Annotated in this window: 17 protein-coding genes; 8 read left to right on the top strand and 9 right to left on the bottom strand. The window is 39.2% G+C overall.

Annotation, left to right across the window (positions count from 1 at the left end):
- Positions 1-4: 4 nt before the first annotated feature.
- The 9 genes from FPV17_RS08555 to FPV17_RS08515 are packed head-to-tail and all read right to left on the bottom strand — an operon-like array spanning position 5 to position 5,902.
- Positions 5-757: a class I SAM-dependent DNA methyltransferase gene (locus FPV17_RS08555; protein ID WP_144558748.1), complete on the bottom strand. Its 753-nt coding sequence runs from the start codon at positions 755-757 to the stop codon at positions 5-7.
- A gap of 16 nt (positions 758-773) precedes the next feature.
- Positions 774-1,628, bottom strand: coding sequence for a CvfB family protein (locus FPV17_RS08550; RefSeq protein ID WP_035396387.1), 855 nt, complete (start codon positions 1,626-1,628; stop codon positions 774-776).
- A complete protein-coding gene (rsfS, locus tag FPV17_RS08545) occupies positions 1,625-1,975 on the bottom strand; it encodes a ribosome silencing factor (protein ID WP_035396388.1) in 351 nt (116 codons plus the stop codon). The genes FPV17_RS08550 and rsfS overlap by 4 nt, the downstream gene beginning before the upstream one ends.
- The gene (yqeK, locus tag FPV17_RS08540) at positions 1,972-2,547 is read right to left on the bottom strand and encodes a bis(5'-nucleosyl)-tetraphosphatase (symmetrical) YqeK (protein WP_060705121.1); all 576 of its coding nucleotides are present in this window, start codon (positions 2,545-2,547) and stop codon (positions 1,972-1,974) included. Before yqeK ends, rsfS begins: the two co-directional genes overlap by 4 nt.
- Positions 2,483-3,106: a nicotinate-nucleotide adenylyltransferase gene (locus FPV17_RS08535; protein WP_035396391.1), complete on the bottom strand. Its 624-nt coding sequence runs from the start codon at positions 3,104-3,106 to the stop codon at positions 2,483-2,485. Before FPV17_RS08535 ends, yqeK begins: the two co-directional genes overlap by 65 nt.
- Before the next feature lie 16 nt (positions 3,107-3,122).
- On the bottom strand, positions 3,123-3,416 hold the full coding sequence (gene yhbY / locus FPV17_RS08530; RefSeq protein ID WP_144558747.1) for a ribosome assembly RNA-binding protein YhbY: 294 nt from the start codon (positions 3,414-3,416) through the stop codon (positions 3,123-3,125).
- A 12-nt stretch (positions 3,417-3,428) separates the two neighbouring features.
- Positions 3,429-4,253, bottom strand: coding sequence for a shikimate dehydrogenase (aroE, locus tag FPV17_RS08525; RefSeq protein WP_144558746.1), 825 nt, complete (start codon positions 4,251-4,253; stop codon positions 3,429-3,431).
- 22 nt (positions 4,254-4,275) lie between these two features.
- Positions 4,276-5,394: a ribosome biogenesis GTPase YqeH gene (gene yqeH / locus FPV17_RS08520; protein WP_035396394.1), complete on the bottom strand. Its 1,119-nt coding sequence runs from the start codon at positions 5,392-5,394 to the stop codon at positions 4,276-4,278.
- The gene (locus FPV17_RS08515) at positions 5,387-5,902 is read right to left on the bottom strand and encodes a YqeG family HAD IIIA-type phosphatase (protein WP_144560448.1); all 516 of its coding nucleotides are present in this window, start codon (positions 5,900-5,902) and stop codon (positions 5,387-5,389) included. Before FPV17_RS08515 ends, yqeH begins: the two co-directional genes overlap by 8 nt.
- A gap of 380 nt (positions 5,903-6,282) precedes the next feature.
- Between FPV17_RS08515 and FPV17_RS08510 the strand changes: the two genes are divergently transcribed.
- From FPV17_RS08510 to mnhG, 8 genes are all read left to right on the top strand, one after another.
- Complete coding sequence (locus FPV17_RS08510; protein ID WP_060705125.1) at positions 6,283-6,423, top strand: sporulation histidine kinase inhibitor Sda; 141 nt, start codon at positions 6,283-6,285, stop codon at positions 6,421-6,423.
- A gap of 477 nt (positions 6,424-6,900) precedes the next feature.
- A complete protein-coding gene (locus FPV17_RS08505) occupies positions 6,901-9,312 on the top strand; it encodes a Na+/H+ antiporter subunit A (protein ID WP_144558745.1) in 2,412 nt (803 codons plus the stop codon).
- The gene (locus FPV17_RS08500; protein ID WP_035398741.1) at positions 9,309-9,755 is read left to right on the top strand and encodes an MnhB domain-containing protein; all 447 of its coding nucleotides are present in this window, start codon (positions 9,309-9,311) and stop codon (positions 9,753-9,755) included. Before FPV17_RS08505 ends, FPV17_RS08500 begins: the two co-directional genes overlap by 4 nt.
- Positions 9,743-10,081 (top strand): Na(+)/H(+) antiporter subunit C, encoded by a 339-nt coding sequence (locus tag FPV17_RS08495; RefSeq protein WP_055736056.1) that lies wholly within the window; start codon positions 9,743-9,745, stop codon positions 10,079-10,081. Before FPV17_RS08500 ends, FPV17_RS08495 begins: the two co-directional genes overlap by 13 nt.
- Positions 10,074-11,558 (top strand): Na+/H+ antiporter subunit D, encoded by a 1,485-nt coding sequence (locus FPV17_RS08490; protein WP_144558744.1) that lies wholly within the window; start codon positions 10,074-10,076, stop codon positions 11,556-11,558. The genes FPV17_RS08495 and FPV17_RS08490 overlap by 8 nt, the downstream gene beginning before the upstream one ends.
- A gap of 7 nt (positions 11,559-11,565) precedes the next feature.
- Positions 11,566-12,045 (top strand): Na+/H+ antiporter subunit E, encoded by a 480-nt coding sequence (locus FPV17_RS08485; RefSeq protein ID WP_035398742.1) that lies wholly within the window; start codon positions 11,566-11,568, stop codon positions 12,043-12,045.
- Positions 12,045-12,320, top strand: a complete 276-nt coding sequence (locus tag FPV17_RS08480) for a Na(+)/H(+) antiporter subunit F1 (protein ID WP_035398743.1) — start codon at positions 12,045-12,047, stop codon at positions 12,318-12,320. Before FPV17_RS08485 ends, FPV17_RS08480 begins: the two co-directional genes overlap by 1 nt.
- A complete protein-coding gene (gene mnhG, locus FPV17_RS08475; RefSeq protein ID WP_035398744.1) occupies positions 12,307-12,675 on the top strand; it encodes a monovalent cation/H(+) antiporter subunit G in 369 nt (122 codons plus the stop codon). Before FPV17_RS08480 ends, mnhG begins: the two co-directional genes overlap by 14 nt.
- Positions 12,676-12,694 lie beyond the last annotated feature (19 nt).

Raw genomic sequence — 12,694 nt, 5'->3', positions numbered from 1 at the left:
TTTGCTAATTTCCTGCTTTTTTCCTCGCCGAAAAGAAAATTCTTTCTGTTTGATCATGTGGCTCCGACTGATGAAAATCACCTGTTACGCGAATATCTGTAAAACCAGCTTCCATCAACCACTTTGTATACGTAGCTATGTCAAACGTTCGTTCTTTATGAAGCTCTTCCACGCGCTCATATAGACCATTCTCTGTCTCAATAAAAAACGTAAGCTCATGCTCCACGCTGAGTGGTTCTTCCCCAGCAAACGAATGCCAAATATAGGAAACACCGTCTAATTCATCTGCGAATGTAGCCTGATAAAACTGCTGAATTTTAAAGGGGGAATGAACATCAAAAAGTAAAATGCCATTTTCCTGTAAGGCATCGTAACAGCGAAGAAAAACACGTTTTACATCTTCTTCTTTTTCAAGATAGTTTAACGAGTCACAAAAAATCGTTATCGCATCGTACCTTTCAAGCACCGAGAATTGACTCATGTCCTCTTGAAAGAGCTGCGGTTGAGTCTGGGCAGATTGTAATTTCCGCTGCGCTACCGCTAGCATATCTTCAGAGATGTCTAGACCAGTTGGAACAAAACCAGCTTGATTCATACGTAGCATGAGCTCGCCTGTTCCACAGCCTACATCTAGCACCTTTGATACGCGAACATTTCTTTCTTCAAAGACGGTTTTCATATACGTTATCCAATGTTCATACTCTACGTGGGCCATTAAATGATCATAAATGTTCGCAAAATGTATATAAGGTTTCATGCAATCAATCTTCCGTTCATTTTACTTTATGGGTAAATCCTTCTTTTTGCTCAATAAGCTTTTGTTTCATAAGCTTACCAAGAGCTCGTTTAAACGCTGCTTTACTCATTCCTACTGCACGCTCAATGTCTTCTGGTGCTGATTTGTCCGTTAACGGCATCGCCTGATTACGTCGACTCTCAAGATAGGTTAACACTTTTTTCGCATCAATATCTTGTTGATCTGTTCGTTTTAAACGTTGGGTAATATTGATGCGTCCGTCTTCGCGTACATAGTGCACACGCCCTTTAATACTTTGTCCAAGTCGTGGTATTCCATCAGCTTCATCTTGATGTAAAAAAGCGATTGGACCATCTTTTACGTAAATGGCTGCACCTTCGTCTAAAAAGTGGTACACAACCCCTGTCACTTCACGATTAAGCCAAGACTGATCAGCCGCAATCGCTTTGTCCGTAATTGGCGCACCTTTTACGAGTCGTCCCATGAGACGCCCTTTTTTATCCCATGTAAGCGAGCAGCATAAACGATCTCCTTTTTCGGGCCATTCGCTCCGATCTTGTGGAAATTCGTCCATAGAGATGAATAAATCTCGCGAAATCCCGTTATAGACAAACACACCATGTGTAGGTCTCACTTGTACGACTTCTAACCAGCCAATCTCGTCATCTTTAATGACAGGAGTCTTCATCGTCGCACTTAATCGATTTTGGTGGTCGTGATATAAAAAAACGCTCAAAGAATCATCAATCGCAATCGCTTCCGTCACATCATTTTTATGCAGCAACACATCTTCATTACCGTCTGAAAGAAAATAGCCGAAAGAAGCTTCTCTTACTACGGTAAGAGTTGCGGACTCTCCAGGTCTCATCATTGGCTAATAACCTCTTGTAATGGGACAGATGGTGCGTCACCCCAAAGCTTTTCTAAATTATAGTAAACACGTTCCTCTTTATGGAAAATATGGACAACCACATCTCCTATATCAAGTAATACCCAACGGGCTTGGTCATACCCTTCAAGTCGTTTAATTTCTAAACCTTCTTCTTGAAATACTTTTTTTAATTCATGAGCGATTGCTTGTACTTGTTTTTCAGAATTACCGTGACAAATAACAAAGTAATCTGCAATCGGAGAGATTCCTTTCATGTCAAGAGCCGTAATGTTATGACCTCGTTTATCGTCTATTGTATGAACAGCTAATTTTAAAAATGAATTCAATCTTTTTGTTCCCCTTTCAATGTGTAATAATTATATGCTTCAACAGTATACGGATGAATTGGTGACTTCTTCGAGAGTAAATACTGAATGGTATTCGTTAAACTAAAAAGACAAGCAGCGTCCAGGCTAACTGTTGCATACTTCCGTGCTTCATCTACTCCAAGAAAAGAACGGTTTGGTTCAATATAATCGGCTACAAAAACAACTTGTTCCAACGGACTCATAGCAGCCCTACCTGTTGTATGTGAGCGAATCGCTTGAAGGACATCGTTATCTTTAATACCAAGTTCTTTTTCCACATATATCGCGCCATATGGAGCGTGAAGCAGTTCACTTCCACATGTTGCCCAATGATGTTCTCCTACAGTAGCTAAGCCTTGCTTCATTTCATCAATATTAAAGTATTTGCAAAGATCATGAACAATGGCTGCTAGCTCTGCTTTTTTTTCATCAACTTGATAGTGTTGTGCTAGTTGAATCGCTGTATCACGAACACCAACCGTATGTTTAAAACGTTTCTCTGGTAAATGACGACGGACGATGTTCCATGCTTCTGTTGTTGTTACCGTCATATAATGATTGCTCCTCTATGATTTTCCTTACTAATTCTGGAACGAAATAGCGAATTGGCATGTTTGCCTTAACTCGTTCACGAATAAACGAAGACGAAATGTCTATTTGAGGAAATGGAATACGTGTTACTCCTGTTGCTTTATCAATACGCGAACCTGGTCGATCAAACGCAGCAAATGTCACCATATCCTTAAGCTGGCTGATGTTGTACCAATGATCTAGTTGTTCCACCATATCGGCACCAATAAGAAAATAAAAGTGGTCGCGCGGATATTGCTCTCGTAACTCATACACCGTATCATATGTGTACGACTTTCCTTTACGTTCTACTTCTAGGTCAAGCACTTTAAATGCAGGATGTCCGTTCACAGCAGCTTTCGTTAATGCAAGTCGATTTGCACCAGATGTTAATCCGGTTCGCACTTTATGAGGTGGGCTTGAAACAGGAATAAACCACACTTCATCTAGTCCTAACTGAAGTTGTGCTTCTTGTGCAATTAATAAATGCCCATGGTGTGGTGGATCAAACGTTCCACCAAACAATCCAATTCTTCGCATCCGCTTACCTCCAAGGTTAATTTGGTAGTTGTAGCTTAGGATTGTTTACCGATTTTTTGTATAGAATGATTGTACTACCAATTACCTGAACGACATGCGCTTTCGTACCTTCCACCATTTCCGCTGTGATTGAATCTTTGTCTTCCATACAGTTTTGTAAAATCGATACTTTTATAAGTTCTCTTACTTCAAGTGCTTCATTTATTTGTGTGATCATATTTTCATTCACACCCGCTTTTCCAACCTGAAAAATCGGCTGAATGGGATGAGATTTACTTCTCAAAAATCGTTTCTGCTTATTCGTTAACATGTGATTCCTCCATCATTTCCTTACTTCACTTACAAGCGTTACTTCCATTAACTTGCGATTTGGTTTTTGTCCTGTCCAAATTTCAATAGCTAAAGCCGCTTGATTCACAAGCATACCTACGCCGTTTAGAGTAGCATTGCCTCGACTTTTTGCCTCTTTTAATAATGTCGTTTCTAACGGATTATAAATAAGATCACAAACAAGAGTTGAGCTCGCCAGTTGATTAAGCTTTATCGGTGATGCATTTGTAAAGGACGACATCCCAACAGATGTAGTATTGATCACAATGTCAAATTGATTCAACATCGCTTCCGCTGCTTCAATCGTCAGGACTGTTACGTCAAACGGGTACATCGCCGCCAAATCTTCCGCTTTACTCATTGTCCGGTTCACAATGGTGAGCACGGCTCCATCTTTACCGAGTGTATGAACAATCGCTCTTGCCGCTCCTCCAGCACCTATTACAAGTACTCGTTGCTCCCTTACAGTATTTATGTGCAATCGCTCTAGTAGCGATTCTTTAAAGCCTTCAGCGTCTGTATTGTAGCCGATCACTTGATTTCCTACTTTTTTAATGGTATTGACAGCGCCGATTGCGATGGCATCTTCATCAATTGCATCTAAAAAGGGCATTACCGCAACTTTATGAGGGATCGTCACATTTAAGCCATCGATCTCTCCCGTTCGTACTAACTCAATGACGCCTTCAACTTGCTCAGCCGCAGTCTCTAAGAGTTCATAGCGCCCAAGGAGTTGCATGTCATGATAAGCAGCTCGATGAATACTTGGGCTTAGGCTGTGACTTAATGGTTGACCAATTAACGCAAATTTCTTCACTTTAAAACCCTCCTAAACCCCGTTACGCCAAAATTGATGTCCGGTGAGAAATGGCAACCTCTTTTGGCGCATGAGCATTCACAGTTACCCCTGCACCTTTAATTGTAATCCATCCAAGTCCAGAAAAAACAATATCAACAGAGCCGTCCTTCAATTTAAATGTCTGGCTTTTTAAATTGAACACAGCTTGCTCATCTTCGGCTGTTGGTGGTTGAAGAAGTTCACCAATATGGTTTTGATAAAGCTGATCCGCTTTTTCCAGTTTAGTACGATGAATCGTTAATCGATTGGATACGTAAACAATAAATGATGTTGGCTCACCTTTAATAAAGTCTAACCTTGCTAACCCACCTATAAAAAGTGTTTGGCCAGGGTTTAATTGATATACCATAGGTTTAATTTCTTTTGTTGGCGTAATAAGCTTTAAGCTCTTATCACTCAAATAATGAGAAAGTTGATGACGGTTAATAATTCCTGGGGTATCGTATAGCGATTGTTGTTGATCTAATGGAATTTGAATCATGTTTAGCGTTGTGCCTGGAAAATGTGAAGTCGTAATTAGTGGATCCTTTTCATCACCATGTCGCTTTAACAGCTGGTTGATAAAAGAAGACTTCCCAACGTTTGCACTTCCAACAATGTAAACATCTTTCCCATTTCTCATTTCATCAATAATCGAAATGGTTTCATCTAACCCTTCGCCTGTAACTGTACTAATAATTGTACTGCCCGCCGGTTTTAAACCTTGCTGACCAGCTTCACGCATTAACCAATGCTGGAGTTTATTCCGGTTCAAAGATTTAGGCAGCAAATCGATCTTGTTCGCAACAAGAAGCAACGTATTATTACCTATAAGCCGCTTAATGCTCGATATCCAACTGCCATATAAGTCAACAACATCAACAATGTTTACAATTAACGCATCTTTATGACTTAGTGTGTGAATCAAGTCTAGAAATTCTTGGTCTGAAATACCACTCGGCTGGATCTCATTATAATGCGTTAGCCGAAAACACCTTTTGCATACAACATGTTCTCTTGTTAGGGCAGAAGCTGGGGCATAGCCGATTTTTTTAGGTTCACTAGTTTGTATTTGGACACCACACCCTGAACAAAAATAGTGTTCTTCATTCTTACTCATTACTTTTCGTATCCTCCCATTTCACAAGCCCTCTTTTTTTCAATTTCCTTAAGACAAAGCGTTCCATCTTCCGATTTGCTTTTGTCATCCAATCATCTGTTTGCGTAACGGGCACAACCAAAATAGTGTGTATACCAGCTCGGTTTCCGCCAAGCACATCTGTGAAAATTTGATCTCCAATGACTACCGTCTCTTCAGGCTTGACCTGCATTCGCTCACATGCTTGTCGAAACGCTTTTCTTCTTGGTTTTTTCGCGCTATGAATAAAAACTAGCTTTTCTGGGTCACAGAATGCACGAACTCTTCTCTCATTATTATTAGAGACAATCGTTACTTTCAAGCCATACTCATCTAAATGTCTAAACCAATCTTGCACTTCTGGCGTTGCCTCTGCGCGGTGCCATTCAACAAGTGTATTATCTAAATCTGTTATAACAGCTTTTATTCCTTTAGTTTTTAAACTGGTAAAATCAATCTCATATATACTCTTCACATATTGATCTGGCATTAGGCGATCAAACACATGTGCACCTCATTTCTCTTTCAATCAAAAAACTTGTAGTCAAACATCAACTATACCTGCTACACTCATATATTTCAAATAAAACCTTGATCTTCCTAAATGTATTCTGGAAATCGCTAAAATTTTTCGACAAAAACCCCTAAATACTAAACCTGTGGATAACGTTATACACGTTATAAACATTAGTATATTAACGTTATCCAACCTTAACCCACAATTAACCCACAAGTTATTCACGGTTGAATGTGGATAAAACGAACGGTTGTTCTACAACAAGGAACGTGGTAGGATACAAGAAATCAAACAATTATGGTCGTATGTATGTTTGTACAGGAGGTGAACCTGCTCAGAAGCAGGCAGTGAAAATGGAACAATTGTCAGATGAGCTTTTAATTGAAACCTATCGAAAAGCACTTGATTTAAATTTAAACCAAGACTTCATTGACTTAATCTACAAGGAATTGTACAAGCGTTCACTCCATGATCGGGTAAAATTAACTTCTTAAGTATTTGACATCCCTACGACCAGTCTTAAAAATAGCTAGACAAAAAAGGAAGCATCTACCTCGCTTCCTCTTTTTTTAACGGAGACTTCTCCGGAACAAGTTTAATATATTGACGAGGCGCAAATAACTCATCATTTTGTTGAAGCAGTTGTAAGCCTTCTTGATCCGTAACCGTCTTTGAATAAAGATCGTTTTCTTCACATACATACCAACTTATACTAAACATGCTAATGAATATAGATGCTGATACATAGACTTTAGTTCGCGTGCGAATAATAAAACGCCTCCTTTGTTATAAAGGTGGCGTTTTTTATCGCATCTTATACATTTTTTCATTATTTTTGTTGTGTTTCATCCTATTTAATACGAAATTCAAGTTTACGAAAAGTCAAGTAAAAAAATGTGCAACTTTATTTTTTTTACGCTATAATGGCGGAGATTCATGTAATGTTGCTATTTAAATAAAGGAGGTTAAACATGTCAAGCCTGCATCTTGCGATTTTGCTGCCTTTTATTGCAGCCATTGTCATTCCATTCATCTACCCGCTGACAAAACGTTTACACACTGGCTGGATCACTATGCTTATTCCAACAGCATTATTTATGTATTTCGTTTTTCGATTAGAAGATACAGCTAACGGCGGGTACATAGTAGAGGAAATGGCTTGGGTTCCATCTTTAGACATTAACTTCGATGCATATCTAGATGGGCTAGGCCTGCTGTTTGCCTTGTTAATTACAGGTATTGGCGCTTTGGTTGTTCTCTACTCTATTTTTTACCTTGATAAAACAAAAGAACAACTGGCAAATTTCTATGTGTACCTTTTAATGTTTATGGGCGCTATGCTCGGTATTGTTTTATCAGATAATCTTATCGTACTGTATATTTTCTGGGAAATAACGAGTTTGTCTTCCGCGTTACTCATCAGCTATTGGTTCACGAACAAAGGATCCATTTTCGGTGCTAGAAAGTCCATGCTGGTCACTGTATTCGGTGGTTTTGCGATGATGGCTGGATTTATTCTTCTTTATATGGAAACCGGAACATTTAGTATTCAAGCACTAATCGATCAACGTGATCTCATTATGGCTAGTCCGTACTTTATTCCAGCAATGATTTTAGTCTTATTAGGAGCATTTACAAAGTCAGCTCAATTCCCATTTCACTTTTGGTTACCAGATGCAATGGAAGCTCCAACCCCTGTTAGTGCTTATCTTCATTCAGCCACAATGGTAAAAGCAGGGATTTACTTAGTTGCGAGGATGACACCTGTCTTTGCTGGTGCCTCTGAATGGTTTTGGATTATCGTCGTTACAGGTCTTATTACGCTTGTATGGGGGTCCGTTTCGGCAGTTCGACAAAAAGATTTAAAAGGGATTCTTGCATTTTCAACCATTAGTCAATTAGGTTTACTTATGGTTTTACTTGGACTCGGATCAGCAGCCTTTACAGGTGAAACGATTGATGAAAATCTTGTTTACTCAGCAGCGATTATGACTGCAGTCATTCACTTATTTAATCATGCCACGTTTAAAGGTAGTTTATTTATGGCGGTTGGTATCATTGACCACGAAACCGGAACAAGAAATCTTCAAAAATTAGGTGGGTTAATGGCTATTATGCCTGTGACTTTTACCATATCTTTAGTTGGACTAGCCTCTATGGCTGGAATACCACCTTTTAACGGCTTTATTAGTAAAGAAATGTTCTTTACGGAGCTTCTTCAAATTTCGTCAATGAATGTCTCAGGTGTCGAAACATGGGGAGTTGTGATACTAGCAGTCGCTTGGATTGCAAGCGTATTTACGTTTTTATATTGTGCCATCTTATTCTTTAAAACGTTTTTTGGCCCTTTCGAAAAAAAGAATTTCTCAAAAGAAGTGCATGAAGCTCCACTCGGCATGCTGATTAGTCCTGTTATTTTAGGTGGGCTTGTTATTGTTTTAGGATTATTTCCTAACTTACTCGTTCCAACAGTGATTGAACCAGCAGTCGCAAGTATCTTGCCTCATTTGCCTGCTGAAGAACTAACCATTAACTTAAGTTTATGGCACGGTTTAAACACCGAATTACTAATGTCACTTGGTGTCATTGGTTTTGGAACAACACTCTATATGACGTATCCAAAATGGAAAAACCTTGCGATAATGCAACAGGATCGCGATCCTTTCAATTCAGTCTATGATAAAGGTCTTGATGGGTTATCAACCAGTTCTGAATGGATAACAAATGTACAAATGACAGGTCGATTAAAAGACTATTTCACTTACATGCTTTTATTTATTGTCAGTTTGTTAACATACAGTTTCATTCGTTCTGATAGCTTTACCCTCTCATTTACTCAAACTGAAGAAGCACCATTGTTTTTGTACGGAATTGTTTTCTTGACAATTCTTAGTACAATAGCTCTTTTATTTATGAAAGAACGCATTCCACTCATTATTACTATCGGCGTTGTTGGCTTTTTGATGGCCTTACTTTTCGCTGTATTTAGTGCACAAGATTTGGCAATGACCCAACTCTTAATAGAAACCGTAACCGTTGTACTATTGCTTTTAGCGTTCAGACACTTACCAGAGATGGTGCAAGAGACAGGTTCAAGGTTAAGAAAATCTTTACACATTGCCCTTTCAGCAAGTGTAGGATTGTTAGTTTTCTTAATTGGAACAGCATCATTTGCACTTCGAAATGATGCAAATTTCACCCCTATCTCTGAATACTTTATCGAGAATTCGTATTCATTAGCCGGTGGAGAGAACATGGTCAATGTAATTCTAGTTGATTTTCGTGGGCTCGATACGATTTTAGAAGTTCTTGTCCTTGCGATCGTGGCTTTAGCAATCTTGATGATGGTCAAACTTCGATTTAAAGGAGGCGAAGACGTGTGAAGTATTCAAGATCCCATGACGTCATGCAACGAGTCTTAATTACAATTACCATATATTTTCTCGTTGCGTTTTCCTTTTATCTGTTCTTCGCAGGTCACAATAATCCGGGTGGAGGCTTTATAGGTGGGCTAATGACAGCAAGTGCGTTTATTTTAATCTACCTTATTTTTGATCGACGTGTAGCTAACCGAATTATCCGTTTTTCATTTCCGGGTATTTTAGCAACCGGATTGTTCGTATCTCTTTTCGTTGGCCTCATTGGTCCGGTTTTTGGTGACGAGATGTTTACTCAGTATTTCGATTACTTCGACTTACCATTCTTTGGCGAAGTTGAGTTAACAACAGCAGTCCCGTTTGATTTTGGTATTTATCTAGTTGTTGTTGGGATGGCAATGGCGGCTACAGTAACAATTGCGGAGGATGAATCAAAATGGAAATCTTAATGTTTATTGCCATAGGCGTTCTTTTTGCAGTTGGGACTTACTTTATTCTTTGCAGAAGTTTATTAAAAGTTATTATTGGCATTCTGCTTATCTCTCATGGCGCACACATGCTGCTTTTAACAATGGCAGGCTTAAGACAAGGGGTTCCTCCTCTCGTTGATCTTTCAGGTAGCGAGGCAACAGACCCTTTACCACAAGCTATGATCTTAACAGCGATCGTCATTAGTTTTGGCATTACAGCATTTCTTGTTGTTCTCGCCTATCGAACCTATCGAGTAAACAAAACGGAAGACTTGGATAAGTTAAGGGGTTCTGACGATGAATAATATAATTATGCTGCCAATTATCATCCCATTTTTTATGGGGACGTTATTAATTTTATTCGCAAAAAAACATCTCACTCAGCGGATCCTTAGCTCCATTACAGCGGTTGGATTAACCATCGTTTCGATTTACATTGCGTGGCTTGTTTATGAAGAAGGCCCCCTTTCAATTGGGCTTGGTGGATGGGAGGCTCCTTTTGGAATTGCCATTGTCGCTGATAATCTCGCCGCCTTTATGGTTGTCTTAACGAGTATCGTTAGTGCAACATGTCTTTTTTTCGCTTTTACAACCATTGATAAAAGACGGGAACGCTACTACTTTTATCCACTGTTTTTTTATTTAGTGACTGGTGTGAACGGTGCATTTTTAACTGGGGATTTGTTTAATCTCTTCGTTTTTTTTGAAGTGATGTTGCTTGCGTCATATGCCTTAATGGTAACAGGAAGTACGAAGTTCCAGCTTAGAGAAACTTTTAAATACGCGGTTATTAACGCATTCTCTTCCATGTTATTCCTAGTGGCCATTGCGTACGTGTATGGCATTTTAGGTACGGTTAATTTCGCTCACATGGCAGAGCGAGTTGCTGAAGTAGAGCAAACAGGGGTCTTACAAGTCGTAGCCATATTACTTTTTCTTGTTTTTGCTACAAAAGGTGCTCTGTTTCCGCTGTATTTTTGGCTTCCACATTCTTATGTAGGTCCTCCAACAGCAGTTACCGCTTTATTCGGTGGTTTATTAACCAAAGTTGGCGTTTATTGCATCATTCGTATGTATACCCTCGTGTTTACATTTGACATCAGCTTTACCCACCATACGATTATGCTTGTACTTGGTGGTTTAACGATGCTACTCGGTGTACTTGGTGCAGTTGCACAATTTGATTATAAACGTATTTTATCCTTTCATATCATCAGTCAGATAGGCTATATGATAATGGGTATTGGCTTAAATACTGCACTAGCCTTAGCTGGAGCTATCTATTTCCTTGCCCATAACATGATTGTAAAGACCGGTTTAATTTTAATGTCTGGTGCTACTGAGAAAATTACTGGTACAACGGACTTAAAAAAGATGGGCGGACTACTTAAAACGCATCCAGTATTAGCATGGTCTTTTCTTATTCTCGGCTTGTCTATCGCTGGAATTCCCCCATTGAGTGGTTTCTTTGGAAAGTTCCCATTGATTGTTGCTGCAGCAGAAGAATCAAGCTACTTCTTAGTCTTTCTTTCTTTATTTGTCGGGATGCTCACGTTATTTTCAATGATTAAAATCTTCATGAACGTCTATTGGGGAGCTCCCCAACATACGAAGGAGCAAGCAACTCTCTCTATTACACCAACGTTATTAGCGGCATCACCTTTAGTCATTTTGACAATTATTCTCGGTCTTTTCGCAGAACCGTTTTTCGCTTATACAGAAGTCATTGCGGAAGATCTTCTTAATCCATCTGTTTACATTCAATCTGTTCTGAAGGAGTAGGTACATTATGGCTTTTCAATTATTAATTAACGTCGTTCTTGCCATTGTTTGGATGCTGTTTCAGAATAGCTTCACCATTGTTGATTTTGTGGTTGGCTATACGATTGGATTTTTCGTTGTCTTAGTACTGATAAGGTTTAAAGGCTATGAATTTTACTTTTCCCGGGTGTGGTCTCTCATAAAGCTCATTCTCGTTTTCATGAAAGAGCTGGCTATAGCTAATGTGGTTGTATTAAAGACCGCATTAAGCCCTAAGATGGACGTAGCACCGGGAATCGTAGCGGTCCCTACTCGACTCGAAACTGAAACAGAAAAAACAATGTTTGCAGTTATGATGACATTGACACCTGGAACACTATCCATTGAATTCTCGCTAGATTCAAATGTGATATTCGTACACGCATTAGATGCTAGGAACCGAGATGAGATTATTGATACAGTTCAAAATACGTTTGAACGAGGCATTTTGGAGGTGACACGGAGATAATGTTCGACACAATTCTAACTTGGCTTTTGCTCATAAAGTGTGTTGGCGCTTTACTATGCATCATCCGTGTATTGATTGGACCAACCCATTCCGATCGAATTGCTGCACTTGATACGTTGGGACTAATGTTAATTGGCTTTGTCGGTATTCTCATGATTCTTCAAGATACGATGGCTTATACCGAAGTCATTCTCGTAGTGGCAATTTTAGCATTTATCGGTTCTGTCGCACTGGCAAAATATTTAGAGAGGGGGAATTTATTTGACCGCGATTGAATGGATCATTATTATCTTTTTAGCTGTCGGAACCCTTTTTAGTATTGCTGCTGGTATCGGCTTAGTTCGCTTCCCAGATGTATATTCTCGACTTCATGCAACTGGAAAAAACGCAACAGCAAGCGTCATTCTTATCATGTCAGCAACATTTATTTACTTTCTTTACGAACATCAGCTTTTTATCGGGAAAATCCTCCTTACCATTTTGTTTGTCTTTCTAACAACTCCTGTTGCCGCACTGTTGATCTCAAGATCAGCGTATCGAATAGGTATACCTATGTCCAAGGAATCTGTTAGAGACGAAATGAAGCCTTATTATGACAATGAGAAGGCTTCACCAGCAAAAAACGAATAAGAACAACCCCCTTGGAATA

The organism is Shouchella miscanthi, from assembly GCF_007725405.1.
GTDB lineage: Bacteria > Bacillota > Bacilli > Bacillales > Bacillaceae_D > Shouchella > Shouchella hunanensis.
Note: the sequence above shows the minus strand (reverse complement) of the source record. Positions and strands in the feature narration are given on the sequence as shown.

Coding starts and splice junctions, on each gene's coding strand:
- FPV17_RS08490 (WP_144558744.1), top strand. CDS start 10,074: ATGAATAATATAATTATGCTGCCAATTATCATCCCATTTTTTATGGGG.
- FPV17_RS08515 (WP_144560448.1), bottom strand. CDS start 5,902: ATGCCAGATCAATATGTGAAGAGTATATATGAGATTGATTTTACCAGT.
- yqeH (WP_035396394.1), bottom strand. CDS start 5,394: ATGAGTAAGAATGAAGAACACTATTTTTGTTCAGGGTGTGGTGTCCAA.
- FPV17_RS08510 (WP_060705125.1), top strand. CDS start 6,283: ATGGAACAATTGTCAGATGAGCTTTTAATTGAAACCTATCGAAAAGCA.
- FPV17_RS08485 (WP_035398742.1), top strand. CDS start 11,566: ATGGCTTTTCAATTATTAATTAACGTCGTTCTTGCCATTGTTTGGATG.
- FPV17_RS08495 (WP_055736056.1), top strand. CDS start 9,743: ATGGAAATCTTAATGTTTATTGCCATAGGCGTTCTTTTTGCAGTTGGG.
- FPV17_RS08535 (WP_035396391.1), bottom strand. CDS start 3,106: ATGCGAAGAATTGGATTGTTTGGTGGAACGTTTGATCCACCACACCAT.
- yqeK (WP_060705121.1), bottom strand. CDS start 2,547: ATGACGGTAACAACAACAGAAGCATGGAACATCGTCCGTCGTCATTTA.
- yhbY (WP_144558747.1), bottom strand. CDS start 3,416: ATGTTAACGAATAAGCAGAAACGATTTTTGAGAAGTAAATCTCATCCC.
- FPV17_RS08480 (WP_035398743.1), top strand. CDS start 12,045: ATGTTCGACACAATTCTAACTTGGCTTTTGCTCATAAAGTGTGTTGGC.
- FPV17_RS08550 (WP_035396387.1), bottom strand. CDS start 1,628: ATGATGAGACCTGGAGAGTCCGCAACTCTTACCGTAGTAAGAGAAGCT.
- FPV17_RS08555 (WP_144558748.1), bottom strand. CDS start 757: ATGAAACCTTATATACATTTTGCGAACATTTATGATCATTTAATGGCC.
- FPV17_RS08505 (WP_144558745.1), top strand. CDS start 6,901: ATGTCAAGCCTGCATCTTGCGATTTTGCTGCCTTTTATTGCAGCCATT.